Annotated in this window: 16 protein-coding genes; 11 read left to right on the forward strand and 5 right to left on the reverse strand. The window is 76.1% G+C overall.

Annotation, left to right across the window (positions count from 1 at the left end):
• The first annotated feature begins 10 nt into the window (after positions 1-10).
• Positions 11-994 (forward strand): MerR family transcriptional regulator, encoded by a 984-nt coding sequence (locus ABT403_RS23605; RefSeq protein WP_344162217.1) that lies wholly within the window; start codon positions 11-13, stop codon positions 992-994.
• Here ABT403_RS23605 and ABT403_RS23610 read toward each other — a convergent pair.
• Together ABT403_RS23610 and ABT403_RS23615 are read right to left on the reverse strand one after the other, a co-directional pair.
• Entirely contained in the window at positions 985-1,560 is a 576-nt protein-coding gene (locus ABT403_RS23610; RefSeq protein ID WP_344162214.1) for an RNA polymerase sigma factor, read from the reverse strand. The two genes, ABT403_RS23605 and ABT403_RS23610, sit on opposite strands and share 10 nt — an antisense overlap.
• A 134-nt stretch (positions 1,561-1,694) precedes the next feature.
• On the reverse strand, positions 1,695-3,068 hold the full coding sequence (locus ABT403_RS23615; RefSeq protein ID WP_344162211.1) for a cryptochrome/photolyase family protein: 1,374 nt from the start codon (positions 3,066-3,068) through the stop codon (positions 1,695-1,697).
• 243 nt (positions 3,069-3,311) lie between these two features.
• On the opposite strand from ABT403_RS23615, the gene ABT403_RS23620 reads away from it, so the two are divergent.
• The 3 genes from ABT403_RS23620 (at position 3,312) to ABT403_RS23630 (ending at position 8,549) form a co-directional block, all read left to right on the forward strand.
• Entirely contained in the window at positions 3,312-6,731 is a 3,420-nt protein-coding gene (locus ABT403_RS23620) for an ATP-binding protein (protein WP_344162208.1), read from the forward strand.
• 74 nt (positions 6,732-6,805) lie between these two features.
• Positions 6,806-7,540 carry an ArsR/SmtB family transcription factor gene (locus ABT403_RS23625; RefSeq protein ID WP_344162205.1) on the forward strand — a complete coding sequence of 245 codons (735 nt, stop codon included), beginning with the start codon at positions 6,806-6,808 and terminating at the stop codon, positions 7,538-7,540.
• 85 nt (positions 7,541-7,625) lie between these two features.
• A complete protein-coding gene (locus tag ABT403_RS23630) occupies positions 7,626-8,549 on the forward strand; it encodes a DMT family transporter (protein WP_344162202.1) in 924 nt (307 codons plus the stop codon).
• Here the strand turns inward: ABT403_RS23630 and ABT403_RS23635 are convergent.
• The 3 genes from ABT403_RS23635 to ABT403_RS23645 form a co-directional block, all read right to left on the reverse strand.
• Positions 8,546-11,176 (reverse strand): polysaccharide lyase family 8 super-sandwich domain-containing protein, encoded by a 2,631-nt coding sequence (locus tag ABT403_RS23635; protein ID WP_344162199.1) that lies wholly within the window; start codon positions 11,174-11,176, stop codon positions 8,546-8,548. The genes ABT403_RS23630 and ABT403_RS23635 overlap by 4 nt on opposite strands.
• Positions 11,177-11,301: 125 nt before the next feature.
• Positions 11,302-11,808 (reverse strand): DUF3995 domain-containing protein, encoded by a 507-nt coding sequence (locus tag ABT403_RS23640; protein WP_344162196.1) that lies wholly within the window; start codon positions 11,806-11,808, stop codon positions 11,302-11,304.
• 172 nt (positions 11,809-11,980) lie between these two features.
• Positions 11,981-12,322, reverse strand: a complete 342-nt coding sequence (locus tag ABT403_RS23645) for a HopJ type III effector protein (RefSeq protein ID WP_344162193.1) — start codon at positions 12,320-12,322, stop codon at positions 11,981-11,983.
• Positions 12,323-12,495: 173 nt separating this feature from the next.
• On the opposite strand from ABT403_RS23645, the gene ligA reads away from it, so the two are divergent.
• From ligA to ABT403_RS23680, 7 genes are all read left to right on the forward strand, one after another.
• On the forward strand, positions 12,496-14,547 hold the full coding sequence (gene ligA / locus ABT403_RS23650; RefSeq protein WP_344162370.1) for an NAD-dependent DNA ligase LigA: 2,052 nt from the start codon (positions 12,496-12,498) through the stop codon (positions 14,545-14,547).
• A gap of 193 nt (positions 14,548-14,740) precedes the next feature.
• On the forward strand, positions 14,741-15,862 hold the full coding sequence (locus ABT403_RS23655; protein ID WP_344162190.1) for an FAD-dependent oxidoreductase: 1,122 nt from the start codon (positions 14,741-14,743) through the stop codon (positions 15,860-15,862).
• A gap of 34 nt (positions 15,863-15,896) precedes the next feature.
• Positions 15,897-16,235, forward strand: a complete 339-nt coding sequence (locus tag ABT403_RS23660) for a PadR family transcriptional regulator (RefSeq protein ID WP_344162187.1) — start codon at positions 15,897-15,899, stop codon at positions 16,233-16,235.
• A complete protein-coding gene (locus tag ABT403_RS23665) occupies positions 16,232-17,137 on the forward strand; it encodes a hypothetical protein (RefSeq protein ID WP_344162184.1) in 906 nt (301 codons plus the stop codon). Before ABT403_RS23660 ends, ABT403_RS23665 begins: the two co-directional genes overlap by 4 nt.
• Before the next feature lie 189 nt (positions 17,138-17,326).
• Positions 17,327-18,493, forward strand: a complete 1,167-nt coding sequence (locus ABT403_RS23670; RefSeq protein WP_344162181.1) for an acyltransferase family protein — start codon at positions 17,327-17,329, stop codon at positions 18,491-18,493.
• Positions 18,494-18,626: 133 nt separating this feature from the next.
• Complete coding sequence (locus ABT403_RS23675) at positions 18,627-19,010, forward strand: cytochrome P450 (RefSeq protein WP_344162178.1); 384 nt, start codon at positions 18,627-18,629, stop codon at positions 19,008-19,010.
• On the forward strand, positions 19,007-19,192 hold the full coding sequence (locus tag ABT403_RS23680) for a cytochrome P450 (RefSeq protein ID WP_344162175.1): 186 nt from the start codon (positions 19,007-19,009) through the stop codon (positions 19,190-19,192). The genes ABT403_RS23675 and ABT403_RS23680 overlap by 4 nt, the downstream gene beginning before the upstream one ends.
• Positions 19,193-19,196 lie beyond the last annotated feature (4 nt).

The following is a 19,196-nucleotide window of genomic DNA, read 5'->3' on the forward strand; positions in this document are numbered from 1 at the left end:
GGGAGTGAGGATGGACGACGCCAGGGTCGTGACGATGGACGACGCCGCGTCCGGAGCCGCCCCCGGTGTCCCGACCGGTGCGGTGGCGCGGCGGCTGGGCGTCTCGCCGACCACGGTGCGTTCCTGGGAGCAGCGGTACGGGATCGGTCCCGCGGCGCGCCGGGAGGGCAGGCACCGGCGGTGGGGGCCGCAGGATGTCGCGCTGCTGGAGGAGATGTGCCGGCTCACCTCCTCGGGCGTCCCGCCCGCCGAGGCGGCCCGGGCCGCTCTGGCCTCGCGCCCCCGGCCCGGCGCGGAGGTCCGCACCGCCGCGCCGGACGGCCGGCCGGGCCCGGGCGGACCACCCCCCGGTGGGGCCCGCCGGGATTCCCGGGGACTGGCGCGCGCGGCCGCGCGCCTCGACGGCCACGCCATGGAGGCCCTGTTGCGGGAGGCCGTGGTATCCCGGGGGCTGGTGGCCGCCTGGGAGGAGGTGATGGTGCCGACGCTCCACGCGGTGGGCCGTACCTGGCAGTCCACCGACGACCGGTACGTGGCGGTGGAGCACCTGCTGTCCTGGCACGTGTCGACCGCGCTGAGGCGGGCGGCGGTGGCCGGGCCCCCGGACGGGGTCCGCGGGACCGGGCCGGTGGTGCTGGCCTGCCTGCCGGGGGAGCAGCACACCCTGGCGCTGGAGGCACTGGCGGCGGCGCTCGCCGAACGGGGCCTGCCGGCGCGGATGTTCGGCGCGGCCGTGCCCGCCGAGGCCCTGGAGGCGGCGGTGCGCCGGTCGGGTCCGGCGGCGGTCGTGCTGTGGTCCCAGTCCCGCGCGACCGCGGACGGCGCCCTGGCCCGGCGCACGGCCGCCACCGCCTTCGGCCCGCGTGGCGCGCGGACCACGCCCCTGGTCCTGCTCGCGGGCCCCGGCTGGACCGCCCGGGCCGTCACCGCGGGGATGGTCCGTCCGCACGGGCTGCGGGAGGCCCTGGACCTGATCGCGGCCCGCTACGGGTGACCGGAGACCTCCCCGGCGGCGGAGGCCGCGCGCAGCCTCAGGCTCCGCATGCCCCGGCGGGCGTGGCTCTTGACCGTGCCGAGCGGCAGCCCGGTGCGGGCGGCGATCTGCACCTGGGTGAGGTCCGCGTAGTAGGCCAGGGCCAGCACCTCCCGCTGGACCCGGGGGAGGAGGGAGAGTTCCCGGGCGACCACGAGCCGGTCGACCACCCGCTCGGGACCCTCGTCCGGGTCGTCCGCCGCGAGGGCGGCCGCGCCGGCCGCCGCCTCCCTGCGCCGGGTCCGCGCGGTCAGCGCGTCGGCCGTCTTGCGCCGGGCGATCCCCAGCAGCCAGGCCGGGAGCGTGCCGCGGTCCGGGCGGAACCCGGACCGCCCGCACCACGCCGCGACGAACACCTGCTGGACGACGTCCTCCGCCTCCCGCCAGTCGCCCAGGGCGCGGCGCGCGTGCGCGTGGACGGAGGGGCTCCAGCGCCGGTGGGCGAGGGGGAGCCACCGCTCGTCGTCCTCGACCAGCAGCGAGGTGATCGCCGCGTCGCCGACGAGTCCGTCCGCCGTCGCCGCCATGGACCTCCCCCTCCGGTGCGTGCCGCGCCGCGCCCCGGCGGAGCCGGGCGGGACGCGACGCGGTCAGCTTCCGGGGCCCGCGGCAGACGCATCAACTCGCATCGTTCACGCAGCGATTCGCCCCCTCCGGAGGATCAGCCGGCCTGCCGGGCGGACCGGAACCGGGCCAGTCCGTCCGAGAGGCCGATCAGCGGATCCGGGTAGTCGTACGCCGCCCGTTCCAGCCCGGCCAGGCGCCAGGGCTCGTGGACGGCCGGGCCGTGGAGCCCGGCGAGCTCGGGCACCCAGCGCCGGACGTACGCCCCGTCCGGGTCGTAACGGCGGCCCTGGAGCACCGGGTTGAGGACCCGGTTGGGCCGGGAGTCCGTTCCGGTGCCGGCCACCCACTGCCAGTTGAGCTGGTTGTTCGCCACGTCGCCGTCCACCAGCAGGCTCAGGAAGTGGCGGGCGCCCTCACGCCAGTCGACGTAGAGCGTCTTGGCCAGGAAAGAGGCGGTGATGAGCCGGCCGCGGTTGTGCATCCACCCCTCGTGGGCCAGCTGGCGCATGGCGGCGTCGACCACCGGGTACCCCGTCCTGCCCTCCCGCCAGGCCAGCAGGTCCTCCTCCGCCTCCGGCCCGCGCCGCCAGCGGTCGCCGCGCGGGCGGTAGTCCCGCACGGAGCTCTCGGGACGGGCCGCGAGCACCTGCTGGTGGAAGTCCCGCCAGCACACCTGGCGGACGAACGCCGAGGCGCCGGCCCCCCGGTGCCCGCGGGCGCGGAACACCACCTCACCCGCCGACAGCGTCCCGAAGTGCAGGTGCGCCGAGAGCCGGGAGGTGACGTCCCCCGCCAGGTCGTCGTGCCGCTCCTCGTAGCTCCCGACGTGCCGCGACAGCCAGGACCGCAGGGCGGCTCGCGCCTGCCCCTCGCCTCCGGTGGCCAGCCCGGCCGATACACCGGACACCTCCGAGCGGCTCGGGACGTCCTGCGACCGCAGCCCGGCCGGGACCCGCAGCGCCCTCGGAGCGGGCCAGGGGCGGCGCGGCGGCTCGTCACTCCAGCGCCTGAAGTAGGGGGTGAAGACGGAGAAGTGGTCGGCCCCCTGGGGCGTGATCGCGCCCGGGGGCACCACCGTGGTCACCGCCTCATGGGTGCGAAGACGGCACCGCTGCGCCTCCAGCGCGCGCCGCAGCCGGGTCTCGCGGCTCCGGGCGAACGCCGTGTACCCGGCCGCCACGTGCACCTCGGCGGCGTCCGTCTCCCGCACCACCCGGCACACCTCGGCGACCGTCTCGCCGGTGCGCAGGACGAGCCGGCCGCCGAGGCCGCGCAGGGACGCGTGCAGGTCGACGAGGCAGTCGGCGAGGAAGGCCAGCCGGTTGGGCGCGGCGAACCCGGCCCGGTCCACGGCGGGATCACGCACGAACAGCGGCACGACCTCCCCGCCGCTCTCCAGCGCGGCGCGCAGCGGCGGATGGTCGTGCACCCGCAGGTCGGACGTGAACAGGACGACTGCGACGGTCATGGGCCACTCCCGGTGATGGGCCGCCGGACACGCACCTGACGGTGCCGGCGGCGTCAGTTCCACTGACACGGACCCTTCCGTCCGGCGCCCTCCGTCGGATGCACCCACGCGGCCGCGTTCCCCCGGTGACGTCCGCCGGCCAGCGCCGCCGACCCCGCGATCCCTCCCCCAAAACCCCTCTGAACAGGTACGTTTACCCTTCGTCCAATGATCGTTCCGGTCATCTCCGGTAGATTCGCCGACGTGTTGCGCATACGAGTGCTGGGCCCTCTGGAAGCCGAGACGCACGGGACGCCGGTCCCCCTGGGAGCCCCGCGCCAGCGGGCCCTGCTCGCCGGGCTGCTCGCCGCCCGGGGCGGGGTGGTCTCGGTCGACCGGCTCGCCGAGGACCTCTGGCGCGGCACCCCGCCCGCGAAGGCCACCGCGTCCCTGCACGCCTACGTCTCCAATCTGCGCCGCCTCCTGGAACCGGAGCGGCCACCGCGCGCCCCCGCCGGCGTGCTCGTCACCCGCCCGCCGGGATACGCCCTGCGGCTGCCGGCCGAGGCCGTCGACGCCTGGCACTTCGAAGCGCTGCTGGAGCAGGCCCGGCGGGCCGCCGCCCCCCGGTCCCGGGAACTGCTGGCCGAAGCCCTGTCCTGGTGGCGGGGCCCGGCGTTCCAGGAACACGCCGACGAGGAGTGGGCGGCACCCGAAGCGACCCGGCTGACCGCCCTGCTGGCGGACGCCCGCGAGCTCGCCGTCGCCGCCGACCTGCGCACCGGACCCCCCGCCGAGGCGGCGCGGGGGGCCGCCGCCCTCGTGGAGGAGCAGCCCCTGCGCGAGGAGGGATGGCGGCTGCTCGCGCTCGCCCACTGGGCCTGCGGGCGCCAGGCGGACGCGCTGGCCGCGCTGCGCCGCGCCCGGGCCGTACTGAGGGAGGAGCTCGGCTGCGATCCGTCCCCCGTCCTGACCGGCGTCGAGCGGGCCCTCCTGGAGCAGCGCCTGGACGTCCTGCGCGCCGTGACCTCACCGGGCCCCGACGCGTCCGGGGCCCTGCCCGCCCCGGCAGGGGCCACCGCCGCCGCCCGTCACGCCCCGGACGCCGGGGGCGCCGCCGTACGGACGGCGCCGCCGGGGGCGGCCGGCGCCGAGGCGGCGCGGCCGTTCCTCGGGCGGGCGGAGGAACTGCGCGGCGCCGAGGCCGCCGCGCGCGCCGCGCGGGCGGGCGGAGGACTGGTGCTGGTCACCGGGGAGGCGGGAGCCGGGAAGTCGGCCTTCCTCGCCCGCTTCGCCGACCGGCTGGCCGGTGACGGCTGGACGGTGGTGGTCGGGCGCTGCCCCGAATACGAGGGGGCACCGCCCGCCTGGGCCTGGGTCGAGGCACTGGGCGCCCTCGCCCGCCGGGCACTCCCCGCCGCCCCGGCCGAACTGGCCGTCCTGCTGCACGAGCCGGACGCGGCACCCGCCGCCACCCGGGACGAGGCCACGGCCGGCCGCTTCCGCATGCACCGGGCGTTCGCCGCCTGGCTCTCGGCCGCGGCCGCCGGCCGCCCGCTCGCCGTACTCCTGGAGGACCTGCACCGGGCCGACGGCGAGACGCTCGCGCTGCTGGAGGCCGCCGCCGCGGTCACCGGCGTGCCGCTCCTCACCGTCGCCTGCTACCGCCCGGCGGAGGCCGGCGACCGGCTGGCGAAGGCCCTCGCCCAGCTCGCCCCGCGCGCCCCGCACCGGATCTCCCTGGGCGGGCTTCCGGCCGACGCCGTCGCCACCGTCGTCGCCGCGGTCTGCCGCACCCCCGCTTCCCCGGACACCGTGGCCGCGATCGCCGCGCGCACCGGCGGGAACCCGTTCTACGTGTGGGAGAGCGCCCGGCTCCTGGACACCGAAGGCGCCCTGGTCGCCCTGTCCGAGGTCCCGCAGGGCGTCCGGGACGTCCTGCGCCGGCGGCTGGCCCTGCTGCCCGACGCCGCGCTCGCCGTTCTGCGCCTGGTCGCCGTCATGGGCGCGGACACGGATGCGGCGCTGTTGGTGGAGGCGGCCGACGCGGACGAGGAAACGGTCCTGGAAGGGCTCGACGCCGCGCTCGCCGCCGACCTGCTCACCGAACCGGGCCCGGGCCGGGTCGGTTTCGTGCACGCCCTCGTGCGCGACACGGTCTACACCGATCTGACGGGTGTGCGCCGCGCCCGGCTGCACGACCGCGTCGCCGCCGTCCTGCGCCGTCACCGCCCCGACGACCTGGCGGCGCTGGCGCACCACTTCGCCCGCTCCGGACGGCCGGTGAACGCCCCGCTCGCCGTGGACTACGCCCTGCGCGCGGCCGAACGGGCCGAACGGCGGTACGCGCACGACGTGGCCGTCGGGCTGCTCGCGCAGGCCCTCGACGTGCACACGGCGGCCACCGCCGACCCGTACGCGGACCCCGACGCGAGCATCGCCCTGCTGGTGCGCCTGCTCGGAGCCCAGGTCCGGGCCGGCGCCACCGACGCCGCCCGCCACACCCGGCAGCGTGCCGTGGACCTGGCGGTGCGGGCCGGCCGGGACGACCTGGCCGCCGCCGTCTACGGAGCGTGGACCGAGCCCTCGCCCTGGCGCACCAGGCTGGAAGGGCTCTTCGACCGGACGGCGCTGGCCCGGCTGGAGCGGTTCGCGGGGGACCGCGCGCTGGACGGGGCGACTCGGGCCAGGGTCCTCCAGGTGCTGGCGGACGCGGTGGCGGGTGAGGACGCCGCGCGCGCCCGGGAGGCCGCCGACGCGCAGCTGGCGCTGGCGGGCTCCTCCGGGGAACCCCGGCTGCTGGCCTCCGCCCTGATGACCTCCGCCAGACTGCCGCCCCACGAACGGCAGGCCGGGGCGCGGGACCCGCTCGTCGCCCGGCTCCGGTCGCTGGCGGCCGAGCACGACCTGCCCGCGTACCGGTGGGTGTGCGAGCACCTGGACGCCATGACCGCCGCCGCCCGCAACGACCCGGCGGGCGTCCGCCGGCACACGCGGGAGGGGCTGCACCTCGCCGACCGGTACGGCATGCTCTGGGCGCGCGGTATCAACGCCACCACCCGGGCCATGCTGGCCGCCGTCGCGGGGCGGTTCACGGAGGCGGAGGAGCGCTACGCCCAGGCCGACGAGCTGTTCGTCCGGGTGGGGGCGCACCACGCCAACGGCCCGCGCACGCTGGGCCTGTGGACCATCCGGTTCACCCAGGGGCGGACGGCGGACATCGAGCGCAGCGTCCGGGAGGTGCACGAGGCGGTCGGCGCGCCGGTGGCCGTGGCACACGCCCTCCTGCTGGCCCGCCAGGGGCGGCTGGACGAGGCGCGCGAGATCCGTTTCCCCGCCGTGCCGGTGACGGACCACCTGTACGGCATCGAACTGGACTACCGCAGCGAACTGGCCGTCCTGCAGGGGGACACCGCCGCGGCCGGGCTGCTGGCCGGGCACCTGCTGCCGCTGCGGGACCAGTTCGGCGGTGCGGCGGGCGCGGCCTATGCCACCCGGCCGCTCGCCCACCCGCTGGGAGACCTGTACCGCCTGCTCGGTGACGAGCCGGCGGCGGCCGACGCGTACGCGCGCGCGGAACGCGTCGCGCTGGCGTGGAACTCCCCCCACCACGCGGCGTCCGCCCGCCGCGCCGCCGCGGAACTGGAAGCGGCACGGCGGCGGCGCCGCATCCTCGTGCCCTGAGGATCCGCCGGGAAGGAACCGCAGCCCGGCCCGATCATTCGTCGAATACCGAAACGATGAGGCACTCTGGAGCCATGGATCACACCTCTGCTCCCGGACCGGCGGATGCCCCGGCTCCCGCCGCGCGGCTCGCCGCGCTGGCCGCCGCCCTGGCCGACGAGACCCGGGCCGCCATCTGCATGACCCTCCTGGAGGGCCGCGCCTGGACGGCGGGCGAGCTGGCCCGGACCACCGGGGTCGCCCCCTCCACCGTCAGCGGGCACCTGACCCGGCTGCTCGACGCCGGGATCTGCGTGACGGAAAAGCAGGGGCGCCACAGCTACGTGCGCATCGCCGACGCCGCCACGGCCCGCCTGGTGGACGAACTGGCCTCCTACGCCGTCCCGGGCCGGGACGCGGCGCACACCGTGCCGGTGGTGGCCGCGCCCGACCCGCTGGCCCGGGCCCGCACCTGCTACGACCATTTCGCGGGCCGGCTCGGCATGGCGGTCACGGACGCGATGGAGGAGCGGGGGCTGCTGCGCACGGACGCGGTGTTCGAGCTGACGGAGGCCGGACTCGACTGGTGCGGCCGGGCGGGGGTCGACGCGGCCGGGGCGGGCCGCCGTCCGCTCGTGAGCTCCTGCCTGGACTGGACCGAGCGCCGCCGCCACCTGGGCGGCCTCGTCGGAGCGCGGCTGTGCGCGCGGGCCCTGGGGGAGGCCTGGGTGGTCCGGCCGGAGGGCGGCGGCCGGGGCCTGCTGGTGACGGCGGCGGGGGAGGAGGCCTTCGGGGAGCTGCTGGGACTCACCCCGGCGGCGTGGGCCTAGGGGACCTAGGGGACGGCGAGCCCTCGTGGAGTTGCGGAATAAATAGTTCGGCGGACGCCGAAGTGTTCCGTGTAAGCTCGGGACCATGAAGACCCACCAGCGTGCCCTGCCGCCCGGCCTCCTCACCGGCGGCGCCGTCTGCTTCACGGTGTTCGCCTGGGCGTCCGCCTTCGTCTCCATCCGCAGTGCGGGAGCCGCCTACTCACCGGGGGCCCTCGCCCTCGGCAGACTGCTCGCCGCCTCGGTGACCCTCGTGACGCTGCTCCTCCTGCGCCGCGAGGGCCTGCCGCCGCGCGGCGCCCTGCGCGGCATCCTGCTCTCCGGACTCGTCTGGTTCGCCGGCTACACCGTCGCGCTGAACTGGGGCGAACGCCTCGTCGACGCGGGCACCGCCTCCCTGCTCGTGAACACCGGGCCGATCCTGATGGCACTCCTCGCCGCGCGCCTCCTCGGCGAGGCCCTGCCGCCGAGACTGCTCACGGGCATGGCCGTCTCCTTCGCCGGCGCCGTGGTCGTCGGCCTGTCCATGTCCTCCGGCGGCGACGGCTCGACCTCCCTGCTCGGGGTGGCGCTGTGCGTGCTCGCGGCGGTCGCGTACGCGACGGGCGTCGTCGCGCAGAAGCCCGCGCTCTCGTCCGGGACGCCCCTGCAGATCACCGCCTACAGCTGCCTCACCGGCGCGGTGGTGTGCCTGCCGTTCACCGGGCAGCTGCTCACCGAGATACCCCGGGCCCCGCTCCCGGCCACCCTGAACATGGTCTACCTCGGCGTGGTCCCGACCGCCCTCGCCTTCACCACCTGGACCTACGCCCTCGCCCGGATGCCCGCGGGGAAGCTGGGGGCGACCACCTACGCCGTGCCGGCCATCGTCGTCGCCCTCAGCTGGATCCTCCTCGGCGAGGTACCGGCCTGGCTGACCCTGCTGGGCGGTCTGCTGTGCCTCACCGGCGTGGCCGTCTCCCGCTACCGCCCCCGCGAGACCGGCCGCCCCGGCGCGCAGCCGGCCTAGGAACCGCCCCGCGCGGGCCGGCGCGGGCCCGGAGCGGGCGTGCGCGTGCCGGGGCGGAGGGTGACGGTGAGACTCCGGCCGTACGCCCTGCGGGTGTCCACCTCCAGGAGGGTGCCCGTGCGGGCGGGGCGTACGCGCACCCGCGGGTCCCCGGCCACCGCGCGCAGCCACCGGCCCGGCAGCAGCAGGCCCACGGCGGCCCGTTCCGTGGTCGGGTCGGACACCGCGACCCGTACGGTGCCCGGGTCCGCCTCCGGCGGCCGGTACGCGACGATCACCGAGGCCGGTCCGTCCACGCGCAGTCCGGCGGTCCCGTGGGCGCCGGGGGCGAAACAGTTGGCGGCGACCAGCCCGAGCCCGGTGTGCGCCACCGCCTGGAGGCGGGCGGTGTTGGCGAGCACCCGGAGGGGCCCGCCCCGCTTCCCGTAGCCGCGCATCCGGTCCTCGTCCGCCTGCGGCACCAGCGCCCACGCCGCGCACAGCGGCGGCGCGCCCGCCGGCCGCTCGAAGGCCGCCGTGAACACCCGCCGGGTGACCGGCCCTGCGGGGTTCGCCAGGCGCAGGGTCCGGGGGCTGCCGGTGACCAGGCCCAGGGTGACCCGTAGGGGCGGCGCGTCCAGGAACAGGTACCCGACCGCCGTGCCCCGTGTGAGATCGGCGTGCCGCAGCCAGCGCAGGCCGTCGGGGGCCGGTCCCGCACCGGGGCCCTCGTAGGGGCGGCCGTCCCGGGTGGCGCCGGTGAGCAGGATCCGGTCGCCCGGATCGGACGTGCGGGCGTCGACCGTCGTCGTCACCGCCCGTCCGGCGCGGTCCCCGACGTCCGCCGCAAGCACCACGATCTCCTCGTCGAACAGGAACCACGACTTCGTCGCCGTCGCGTCGCGGTACACGGCGAAGCCGGACGGCAGCAGCGCCCGGTCCCGGAACGCCGCGTCGTCACTCTGCACCAGTCCCGCCACCCCGTACGCGCCGAGCACCGTCCCGCCCGACCAGGCCGCGGTGGCGCGCGGGAAGTACACGTAGGCGTTCTGCGACTCCGAGGAGGCCGTGAACGCCAGCGGGTGCGAGGGATCGTCGTAGTACAGGGCCCCGCCGTACAGCTCGGGCACCGTACGGCGCCGCTCCACGGGGGCGCTCACCCCCGGCAGGCCGTAGGGGGAGACGGTGGCGTAGTGGCCGACGTCGTGGCCCGGGCCCTGGTCCTCGCCGGACAGGTACAGGCGGTGGGTCCCGTTGCCCTGGAACCACGGCATGAGGTTCTCGCCGTTCAGGTACTCGTACTTGCTGGTCCGCGTAGAGCTGCGGGCCAGCGCGAAGGCGTAGCCGGGGCGGCGGTGCACGGTGCGGTCCATGGCGTTGAAGGCGAAACTGCCGCGCCGGGGCGCCAGGTCCGCGGCCCGCACCGACGGGTCGGCGAGGAGGCCGGCGTACCGGGCGAAGGAGAGGGGGGAGACGAAGGCGGCCGGATCGCCGTCGACCCGGCAGGCGGCGCCCAGGTGCTTGGCGTAGGCCCCGAGCGCCCGGGCCCGCTCGCCCGTGGTGAGGGCGGACAGGCCCAGGACGGCCTCGCACACGGCGCGGGTGTCCGCGTACCCGCCCTGGGGCCGGGTGAGGGCCCGGCCCTTGACGGTCTCCGTCAGCCACCCCTCGAAGACCAGCGGGGCGAAGCCGTCCCGGACCCACCCCTCCACGGCCGCCACCGCTTCCGGCCCCGGCCCCAGCCCCGTCCCGTCGAGCAGTGACAGCGCCTCCACGACGCGCGTGAGCAGCGCCGTCCCGTAGGAGCCGGTGGAGGCGACGGAGCCGTGCTGCACGAACGAGCCGTCGCGGTGGAAGCCGTCGGTGACCCCGTGCACCGGGGCGTACGGGTCGAGCGGCGCGAACACCGTCAGCTGGTCGGCGACGGCCTTGCGGATCCTGGCCGGGTCGCCGAGGAGGGCCCCCTGCACCATGCGGTTCGTCGTGATGTCGGCGAGGTTGGCCGCGGTGTGGAACCGCGAGTCCAGGTCCACGTCGCCGCCCGCGCCGTGCCCCAGCCGCCGGTCCATCGCCGCGACGTACGCCGCCGCCAGCCTCGGGTAGCGGGCGGCGGCCTCCGGGGCGAGCAGGGCCAGGGTCCTGCCGGCGTGCCGGGGGATGCCGATCTCCCACGGGAACCAGTTGCCGTAGCTCTGCGGCGCCCGCTCGCCGTAGTGCTCGTCGTACAGGCGGACGAGCCCGTCGAGCACGCGCAGCCGCACGGCCGTGACCCCGGCGAAGGCGGCCGGCCGGCGACGACCGCCGGGCACCCGGGTGGCCAGGGCGATACCGAAGAGCCTGCGGTAGGACTCCTCCAGCCGCGCCTCGGAGTCCCCCAGGGGCAGCCCGGCGAAGAGTTCCCGGCCCCGTGCCCCGTCCAGGGCGGCGAGATCGCGCCGGGCCGCCCGGGCGATGCCGTCGAGCAGCCCGCGGGTCTCGGGACGGCGGTTGGACGCGGCGGTGCCCGCGAGCAGCCCGGCCAGGTTGGCCAGCAGCCGCGCGCACGCGGCGTCCGCCCCCGCCGCCGGCTCCTTCGGCCGTCCCCGCAGGACCGGCGCGACGCCGGCGGCCGAGAGGGCGTTCAGCAACCGCCTGCGCGTGACGTCCACCGGCTCCTCCACCCGACCGCGAGCACCCGCCCCACCTGCCGTCCCAGCCAACCACGGTCACCCGCGAGCCCCCGGCCGCCGCGCACCGGGGGGACCGGGGTTTCGCCCGGGGGGACGGGTACGGATCAGGCGTCCTCGCGCAGCCGCCGCCAGGCGGCCAGGCCGAGCATGAGGCCCCACAGCACGAAGAGGGCGTACCAGAAGAGCCCCCAGGCGGCCTGCGGATCAGCGTCCTTGGCGGCCCAGGCGGGAGCGGAGACGACCCGGCCGGCGGCGAGCAGGTACCGGAGGGCGAAGTAGGTGAAACCCCACAGCGTCATCCCGGCCGACGCGGTCAGGGACAGGGCGCAGAGGGTGCGGCGCGGGAGGCGGCGGCCCCACGGGCGCACCAGGGCGAGCGCGACGAGCGCACCGACGAGCGCGACACCGCCCATCACCCAGTAGCCGATCGCGGCCTCCCAGGTGCCGTGCGGCGCGGAGGCGAAGTCCCCGGGGAAGGCGGCGCCGATGCCGGAACCCCACCAGAAGTGCGGCGCCGCGTAGGCGATCGCCGCTCCGGCCGCCGCGTAGCCCGGCCAGGCCCGCGCCCGTCCGCGCCGTACGGTCCGCGTCGCACGCGTGGCAGTCGTCATGTCTTCCCCCGAGGTCTCGTCCTCATCCGGCACGCCCACCGCGTCCCGCCTGGAAGAACACTGCCCGAACGGGCCCGGCGGCGAGTCGGCCGGCGGGACCGGCCCGCCTCCCCCGCACGGGGGAGACCGGTCAGCGCCGCCTCCTCCCCGGCCGGGCGCGTGGCGGGGCCGCTCAGCCCTTGCGGACCAGCGGCTGCCCCGCGAAGCTCACCCCGGCCAGGCCGTGGGCCACGAGGTTGCGGATGTTGCCGTGATCGGTGTCGTCCGGCGTCGCCAGCACCTTGCGGTAGTGCTCGCCGAAGGCCAGCAGCGCCTCCTGGTCGCTCAGCCCTTCCAGCAGTGCCAGTCCCAGCGTCTTGCAGGAGCCCTCGTTCTCACCCGCGGCGTTCTCCAGCGCCCCGTTGCGGAAGGCCTGCGGCCGGTACTCGTAGTGCGCGGCGATGAAGGCCAGGGTGTCGGCGAACTCGTGCTCACCCGAGGCCAGGCTCGCCCGCAGCGGGTTCAGATCAGTCATGTCGGTTCCCCTGGGGTGAAGGGACGGCCGGTCGCCGTCCGTGACCGGACGACACTACCCCCCTCGAAGCAGGTCGGCGGGAACCGTGCCACATAGCGGAACGAGGGGCGTTCTCGCAGCTCACGACGGATGTCGGCGGCGGCCGGGCGGCGTTGTCAGTGCCGGGCAGCATGATGACCTTCATGACCGAAAACAGCGCCCTGCTCTCTCCCTCCGCGTACGCCGAGGCCGTGACCACCGCCCTGGCGGCGTCGGCCGCGTACTACGGCGACGGGACCACCCCGCTCGGCGACGACGAGTACGACGGGCTGCTGCGCGCCATCGCGGCCTACGAGGAGGCCCACCCCGGCGAGGCGCTGGCCGAGTCGCCCACCGGGAAGGTGGCGGGCGGGGCCGTCCAGGGCGACGTGCCGCATTCGGTGCCGATGCTCTCCCTCGACAACGTCTTCGACGCCGACGAGCTCGCCGAGTGGGCCGCCGGGCTGGAACGGCGTCTGGGACACCCTGTGGCCGGCTGGTGCGTGGAACCCAAGCTCGACGGCCTCGCGGTGGCCGCCCGCTACCGGGGCGGCCGGCTCGTTCAGCTCCTCACCCGCGGCGACGGCCTGGCCGGCGAGGACATCACCCACGCCGCCGACGCCGTCCTCGGTCTGCCCCCGGCCCTCACCGAGCCGGTCGACGTCGAGCTGCGCGGCGAGGTGCTGCTGACGACCGCCCAGTTCGAGGAGGCCAACCGGATCCGGCTCGCCCACGAGGCCACGCCCTTCGCCCACCCGCGCAGCGGGGCGGCCGGAACCCTGCGCGCCAAGGACCGCCCGTACCGGATCGAGCTGACCTTCTTCGCCTACGGCGCGATCGGCCTGGACGACCTCGGCCACCTCGCCCTGCTGGAGCGCCTGGCGGCGCTCGGCGCGAACACGGCCGCGAGCACGGCCGCCGCCCCGGTGCGGTACGAGACCCTGGAACGGGTACAGGAACGCATCGACGTGATCGCCGGCCTGCGCGGCGACCTGCCGTTCGGGATCGACGGAGTCGTCGTCAAGGCCGACACCGCCGAGGACCAGCGGCAGGCCGGCAACGGCTCGCGCGCCCCGAGATGGGCGGTCGCGCGGAAACTGGCGGCGGAACACAAGGTGACGCGCCTGCTGGCGGTGGAGTGGAACGTCGGCCGGACCGGGATCATCGCCCCGCGCGCCGTCCTGGAGCCCGTGGTCATCGACGGGGTGACGGTCACCTACGCCACGCTGCACAACCCGTCCGACATCACCCGGCGCGGCCTCATGATCGGCGACCAGGTGTTCGTCTACCGGGCCGGCGACGTGATCCCCCGGGTCGAGGCACCCCTGGCCGACGCCCGCACCGGCGCCGAGAGCCGGATCGTCTTCCCCGAGTCCTGCCCCCGCTGCGGCGACGCGATCGACACCTCCGAGCAGCGGTGGCGGTGCGTGCGGGGCCGGAGCTGCCAGGCCGTGGCCTCGGTGATCTACGCGGCCGGCCGGGACCAGCTCGACATCGAAGGCCTCGGAGGCACGCGGGCGGTGCAGCTGGTGGAGGCCGGTCTGGTCAAGGACATCGCGGACCTCTTCACCCTCACGCACGAGCAGCTCCTCGGTCTGGAGCGGATGGGCGAGACCAGCGCCGCCAACCTCCTGGCCGCGATCGAGACCGCCCGCGGGGCCGCGCTGAACCGCGTGTTCTGCGCCCTCGGCGTACGCGGCACCGGCCGCACGATGTCGCGCCGGATCGCCGCGCACTTCGGCTCGATGGAGGCGATCCGGGCCGCCGGCGCGGACGCGCTGGCCGGGGTCGACGGCATCGGCACCGAGAAGGCCCGCGTCATCGCGGCCGAACTCGCCGAACTGGCCCCGCTCCTCGACAAGCTCCGGGCCCAGCGGGTCGGCACGCAGGTCACCGAGCCGCAGAAGCCCGCGGCCGAGCCGGAGGGGGACGAGGCCCCGGCGGCGGCCGGCCCGCTGACCGGCCAGGCCGTCGTGGTGACGGGCTCCATGACGGGCCCCCTCGCGGCGCTGTCCCGCAACGAGATGAACGAGCTCATCGAGCGGGCCGGCGGAAAGGCGTCGTCGTCGGTGTCCAAGCGCACCACCCTCCTGGTGGCGGGCGAGAAGGCGGGCTCCAAGCGCACCAAGGCCGAAGACCTGGGCATCCGCATCCTCCCCCCGGAGGACTTCGCCACCCTCGTGGCCGACTTCCTCCCCACCCCCTAGCCGCGCCCGGCGCCGGAGTACGGCGCGCCGACGCAGGTCGCGCACAGCGGCGGGCGGACCCGGCCGGGACGGGCGGGCCGTCGGCGTCCTGTCGGGGCCGTGGGTCCGCTGTCGGCGGTTCGTCGGCCGGTCCTGACACCTTTGCGGAGACGGCTGCCCCTCCACGGGGCGGCCCGATCCCGAAGGAGTCACCATGCACATACCCGTCACCGTCATCGGCGCGGGGCTCGGCGGACTGGCGCTGGCCCGCGTCCTGCACCTCCACGGCATCCCGGTCACGGTCCACGAGGCCGAGACCTCCCCCTCGGCGCGCGCCCAGGGCGGGCTGCTCGACATCCACGACTACAACGGGCAGCTCGCCATCGAGGCGGCCGGCCTGACGGACGCGTTCCACTCCATCGTCCTGGAGGGCCACCAGGCCATGCGGGTCCTCGACCGGGACGGTACCGTCCTGTTCGACCAGGCCGACGACGGCACCGGCGGACGCCCCGAGGTCGAGCGCGGCGCCTTACGGCGGATCCTGCTCGACTCCCTCCCGCCCGGCACCGTCCGGTGGGGACGCAAGGTCACCGGCACCCGCCCCCTGGGCGGCGGCCGCCACGAGCTCGCCTTCGCCGACGGCACCACCCTCACCACCGGCCTGCTGGTCGGCGCGGACGGCGCGTGGTCACGGGTGCGGCCGCTGCTCACCTCCGCCACGCCCGAATACGCCGGCACGTCGGTCGTCGAGACCTACCTGTTCGAGGCGGACACCCGCCACCCCGCCGCAGCGAAGGCCGTCGGCGGCGGGTCGATGATCGCGCACGGCCAGGGCGGCCGGGAGATCTTCGCGCACCGGGAGAGCGGCGCCACCCTGCACGCCTACATCGGGCTGACCGAACCGCAGGACTGGTTCGCCGCCCTCGACTTCACCGACGCCGCCACCGCCACCGCCCGGATCGCGCGGGAGTTCGACGGCTGGGCGCCGGAACTCAGGTCGCTGATCACCGACACCGACACCGCCCCGCTCCTGCGCCCCTTCCACACCCTGCCCCCGGGGCACCGGTGGGAGCGGGTCCCGGGAGTGACCCTGCTCGGCGACGCCGCCCACCTCGCGCCCCCGAACGGCGAAGGCGCCAACCTGGCCCTGCTCGACGGAGCCGAACTCGGCCGGGCCCTCGCCGCCCGCCCCGACGACGTCGAGGCCGCGCTGACCGCCTACGAGGAGGCGATGTTCCGCCGGAGCGCCGAAGCCGCCGAGATCCACGCGATGGGCCCGGCCGGCGGCGCGCCGCACGCCCTCGCCGGCGACCTCACGGGTCATCAGGCCCCCTGACTGCATATGCCGGTGACTGACATATAGTGATCACATGAGTGATCGTGCGATGCAGGAACCGACCCTGCTCCTCCTCACCGCGCTCGCGGACGAACCACGCCACGGCTACGCGATCGCGCGCGAGGTGGAGGCCATCTCGGGCGGCCGGGTGAAGATGCGGACCGGCACGCTGTACGGCGCGCTGGAGCGCCTGTTGCAGCAGGGGCTGATCGAGGTCCACCGTGAGGAGGTCGTCGACAGCCGGCTGCGGCGCACCTACGCCCTCACCCCGCCCGGGCGTGCGGCCCTGGCCGCCGAGGCCGAGCGGATCGCGGCCACCGCGCGCGAGGCGACCCGGCGGCTGGGCGTCAACGGCAAGGCGGCCACCGCGTGAACCCCGTGCTGCTGCGGCTGTACCCGCCCGGCTTCCGGCGCGCGTTCGGCGACGAGATGGCCGAGGCCTACCGCGAGGCGACCGAAGGGGCGGGCCCGCGCGCCCGCCTCCGCGAAGCCGCCGACGTCGTCGCGCACGCCCTGCGGCTGCGCCTCGGGATCGGCTCCGCGCACGCCGGAGGCCGCCTCTCCGCCTGCGCCGCCCCCTTCGCCCTGGCCACGACCGCCGCGTACGCCGCCTTCAACCTCATCGGCACCGCCGGCGACTGGTACGTCATGCGCATGGCGGGGACCGCCGGCAGCGCGGCGCCGCTCGTGACCCTGATGAACGGCGGCTTCCTGCTGACCCTGATCGGAGCGGTCGTCGCCCTGGCCGGCCGCTCCTACATACCCGGTGTGCTGTGCTCGACGGCCGGGGCCGCGGCCGCTTCGGTGAGCTTCCTCCTCCCCATCCGGCACCTGCCGCTCGAACTACGGTGGGACCTCGTCGGCTTCCTGCTCGCGCCCGTCCTGATCGCGGCCCTCCCGCTGGCCTGCCCGCCGGACCTGCGCCCGGCCCCCCGGGTACGCGGCCGGGCGGGCGTGCTCGCCCTGGTGGCCTGGTCCGTCCTGCTGGTGGCCGCCGTGGTGGTGACCGACCCGCTCGGCCTCGGCCTCGTCCTGCCCTGGCGGTTCGGCGTCCCACTCGCCGCCGCCCTCGTCCTGGCGGGCCGCCAGGCCTTCGCGGGGATCCGCAGCACGGCCGCGCTCGCCTTCGCCGCGGCGCCGCTCCTCGCCACGCTGTACTTCTCGGGCTGGGTGGGCACCGAGGAGGTCCTGACGACCGCGGGCGCCGTCGCCGTGGCCGCCGTGGCCCTGCGCATCCACCGCGGCAGCGGCTCCGACACCCCGAACCCGGCCTGACCACCGGCCCCCGGGCCCCTCGCCGCCCCCGCGCCCCGCCACCGCACACCCCGCCCCGCCCCACCCCGTCTCGCTCCCTCTCTTCTCGTCCCGCTCCGCGTCCGTCGCCCGGTGGTCCGGATGCGGTGTGCCCTCCTCCTTCCCCACCGGCGGCCCTCCGTCAACGGCCGCCCCGCCACAGGAGCTCCCATGCCCGAGTCCGCACTCCGTGAAGCCGCCCGCACCACGCTCCGCCCCGGCCGGGCCGCGAGAGCGAGAGCGGCGCAGGCGCCGGACGGGGGAGGGCGCCTGGCCGCCATCGACGGCCTGCGGCTGCTCGCCGCCGTCGCGGTGGCCGCGTACCACTACCTGGGCACCCCGACCCCCCGCTTCTGGGGCGAGCAGCACGACCTGCCGCAGGCCGCGCCGCTCCTGCACGCCCTCAGCGGCTACGGCTGGCTCGGAGTCGAGGCGTTCTTCCTGATCAGCGGCTTCGTCATCTGCATGAGCTGCTGGGGGCGCACCCCCGCGCAGTTCGCCGTCTCCCGCATCGCCCGCCTCTTCCCGCTGTACTGGGCGGTGGTGCTGATCGTCGTCGCGATGGGCACCGTCACCGTGCTCGCCGGACAGCGGTCCGGGGCACCCACGGACCTGCGCACCACCCTCGGCAACCTGACGATGATCCCGGGCCCGCTCGGCGTGGACCTCACCGCCGGCGTCGCCTGGACCCTGTGGGTGGAAGCCCGCTTCTACCTGCTCATGGGCGCCCTCCTGCTGACCGGCCTGACCTACCTGCGCGTCGTGGCCTTCGGGTTCCTCTGGCTGGTCCTCGCGGCCGTGGGCCGCGAACTGGACTCCACCGTCCTGGACGAACTCCTGCTGAGCCAGTACGCGGGACTCTTCGTGGCCGGCATCGCCTGCCACCTCATGCACCGCTTCGGCCCCAACCTGCTTCTGTGGCTGCTGACCGGCTTCGCCTGGTGCTACACCCTGACCGTCCTCGACGACCGGGTGGCCACGCACCCCACGTCCAACTGGACCGTCAGCGCGAGCGTCCTCACCGGCTTCCTGGTCCTGCTCGCCCTGGCCGCACTCAGCCGGCTGCGCCACCTCTCCTGGCGTCCCCTCGTCTACGCCGGCGCGCTGACCTACCCGTTCTACCTGGTCCACCAGAGCGTGGGCATACCCGTCAGCCGCGGCGTCCTCAAGGTCCTCCCGTCCCTCGGCCTGCTCCCCTCGGTCGCCGCGGGCCTCCTCTTCTCCCTGCTGCTGGCCGCCGTACTGAACCGCCGGGTCGACCGCGGGCTCGGCCCCCTCCTGCGCCGCCGGCTCACCGAGGCCCTGGACCCCGCCCCGCTCCCGTCACGGGGCCGGTGATCACCGCAACGGTCGTTTGATCATCATGTGAGTCAGACCCATATGTTCCGCCACGACGTGGCACTGGAGCCTGATCCTGGCCCGGGTCCGCCGGCTGGTCACCCAGGCCTTCGGCCCCCGCCAGCTGGACCGGATGGGCCCCTGGGTGCGCGAGCGGGTGGACGCCCTCCTCTCGGCGATGGAGGCCGAGGGGCCCGGAGCCGACGTGGCCCTGCACCTGGCGGACCGGCTGCCGCTGGAGACCATCTGCGAACTCCTCGAAATCCCGGCCGGGGACCGGCCCCGGCTGCGCGGACGGGCCGTCGCCATGATGACGATGGCCCCCGAGGCGCGCGACGCGGCCGTCACCGCCAGACAGGAGCTGCGCGACGCCGAACTCGCCGTCCTGGCACAGCTGCTGATGGTCAGCGGGCACGACACCACCACCTACGACATCTCCAACATCGTCTACACCCTCCTCACCCATCCCGCGCACCTCGCCCGGCTCCAGGCCCACCCCGCCCGGCCCCGCACATGACGTTCGGCTGGGGCATGCGCCACTGCCTCGGCTCGCACCTGGCCCGCCTGATGCTGCGCACCGCCGTCGGCGCACTCCTGTCCCGCTTCCCCGGGCTGCGCCTGGCGGTGCCCGCCGAGGAGATCCGCTGGAACACCCGGTCGATCTGGCGCCACCCCCTCGCCCTGCCGGTCGCGTGGTGAGCGC

This window comes from Streptomyces sp. NPDC000075, assembly GCF_040301925.1.
In the GTDB taxonomy this organism is placed as follows: domain Bacteria; phylum Actinomycetota; class Actinomycetes; order Streptomycetales; family Streptomycetaceae; genus Streptomyces; species Streptomyces polychromogenes.

What these genes read in the sequence shown, in the direction of transcription:
- ABT403_RS23605 (WP_344162217.1), top strand. Translation starts at nt 11, where the DNA reads ATGGACGACGCCAGGGTCGTGACGATGGACGACGCCGCGTCCGGAGCC.
- ABT403_RS23610 (WP_344162214.1), bottom strand. Translation starts at nt 1,560, where the DNA reads ATGGCGGCGACGGCGGACGGACTCGTCGGCGACGCGGCGATCACCTCG.
- ABT403_RS23615 (WP_344162211.1), bottom strand. Translation starts at nt 3,068, where the DNA reads ATGACCGTCGCAGTCGTCCTGTTCACGTCCGACCTGCGGGTGCACGAC.
- ABT403_RS23625 (WP_344162205.1), top strand. Translation starts at nt 6,806, where the DNA reads ATGGATCACACCTCTGCTCCCGGACCGGCGGATGCCCCGGCTCCCGCC.
- ABT403_RS23630 (WP_344162202.1), top strand. Translation starts at nt 7,626, where the DNA reads ATGAAGACCCACCAGCGTGCCCTGCCGCCCGGCCTCCTCACCGGCGGC.
- ABT403_RS23640 (WP_344162196.1), bottom strand. Translation starts at nt 11,808, where the DNA reads ATGACGACTGCCACGCGTGCGACGCGGACCGTACGGCGCGGACGGGCG.
- ABT403_RS23645 (WP_344162193.1), bottom strand. Translation starts at nt 12,322, where the DNA reads ATGACTGATCTGAACCCGCTGCGGGCGAGCCTGGCCTCGGGTGAGCAC.
- ligA (WP_344162370.1), top strand. Translation starts at nt 12,496, where the DNA reads ATGACCTTCATGACCGAAAACAGCGCCCTGCTCTCTCCCTCCGCGTAC.
- ABT403_RS23655 (WP_344162190.1), top strand. Translation starts at nt 14,741, where the DNA reads ATGCACATACCCGTCACCGTCATCGGCGCGGGGCTCGGCGGACTGGCG.
- ABT403_RS23660 (WP_344162187.1), top strand. Translation starts at nt 15,897, where the DNA reads ATGAGTGATCGTGCGATGCAGGAACCGACCCTGCTCCTCCTCACCGCG.
- ABT403_RS23670 (WP_344162181.1), top strand. Translation starts at nt 17,327, where the DNA reads ATGCCCGAGTCCGCACTCCGTGAAGCCGCCCGCACCACGCTCCGCCCC.
- ABT403_RS23675 (WP_344162178.1), top strand. Translation starts at nt 18,627, where the DNA reads ATGGGCCCCTGGGTGCGCGAGCGGGTGGACGCCCTCCTCTCGGCGATG.
- ABT403_RS23680 (WP_344162175.1), top strand. Translation starts at nt 19,007, where the DNA reads ATGACGTTCGGCTGGGGCATGCGCCACTGCCTCGGCTCGCACCTGGCC.